The sequence below is a fragment of the uncultured Campylobacter sp. genome, assembly GCF_938045535.1.
In the GTDB taxonomy this organism is placed as follows: Bacteria; Campylobacterota; Campylobacteria; order Campylobacterales; family Campylobacteraceae; genus Campylobacter_B.
This window is the reverse complement of the sequence record NZ_CALIMQ010000279.1, coordinates 1-1022: the sequence shown is the minus strand read 5'-3', so window position 1 is coordinate 1022 and position 1022 is coordinate 1. Positions and strand designations below refer to the sequence as shown.

Sequence of the window (1022 nt, the reverse complement as noted above, 5' to 3'; positions counted from 1 at the left end):
CAAGGTTTATAGAAATTTGATGGAAATAGACCAAGATATCGACGTCGCCGTGATGTTTAGAAAAGGCGAGTTTGCGAGCGAGCTAGTAAAGGACGCCGTCAAAAAGGGCGTAAAAACGCTGTGGTTGCAGCTTGGTATAACAAACGATGCCGCAGGAGCGGTCGCGCGCGAAAACGGGATAAATTTCGTGCAGGATAGGTGCATAAAAATCGAGCTACAAAGGCTTGACTAGGCTAAATTTGACGTCTCTAAACGCCAAATAAAAAACGCAAATGCGGTAATGCGCGATAAAAAAATAAAGAAAACGTAAGCAAAAATACGGTAAATAAACGCGCAAGCAAAAGCGACGAAAAGTAAAATTTAAACAAAAACGAAAGGCTAAAATGATCTCTCTAAATAAAATAATCCAAGCCAAGCGCACGATAAGCGGCTTTGTGTACAAGACGCCGTTTGCCTACAGCGCAAAACTAAGCCTCGCCAGCGGCGCGCTCATCTACCTAAAAGAAGAAAACCTCCAGCGCACGGGCGCGTATAAGATCCGCGGCGCGTATAATAAAATCGCAAATTTAAGCGCGCAGGAGCGTAAAAAAGGCGTCGTCGCGGCAAGTGCGGGCAATCACGCCCAAGGCGTAGCTATTTCAGCGCGCGAGTTTAAGACGCCTGCCACCATCGTGATGCCTGAGTCTACGCCGCTTTTAAAGGTACTAGGCACCAAAGATCTAGGCGCCGAAGTCATCCTAAAGGGCGATAACTTCGACGAGGCCTATGCCTACGCCGTAGAGTACGCCAAGCAGCAGGGCATGAGCTTTATCCATCCGTTTGACGACGAGTACGTGATGGCTGGGCAGGGCACGGTGGGGCTAGAGATGCTTGACGATCTGGCCGAGCTTGAGACCATCATCGTACCGGTGGGCGGCGGCGGGCTAATCAGCGGCATATCAAGCTGCGTAAAACAGGTAAATCCGGACGTGCGCGTAGTCGCCGTGAGCGCAAAGGGCGCGCCTGCGATGTTTAACAGCTTT

2 protein-coding genes are annotated in these 1022 nt (G+C 50.0%); both read left to right on the top strand.

Annotated elements, in window-relative coordinates:
* Positions 1-232, top strand: a 232-nt coding sequence (locus tag Q0095_RS08625) for a CoA-binding protein (protein WP_297883137.1), incomplete at its 5' end; no start/stop codon positions are given.
* A 151-nt stretch (positions 233-383) separates the two neighbouring features.
* Positions 384-1022: threonine/serine dehydratase (locus Q0095_RS08620; RefSeq protein WP_297883136.1), on the top strand; the 639-nt coding region annotated here is incomplete at its 3' end.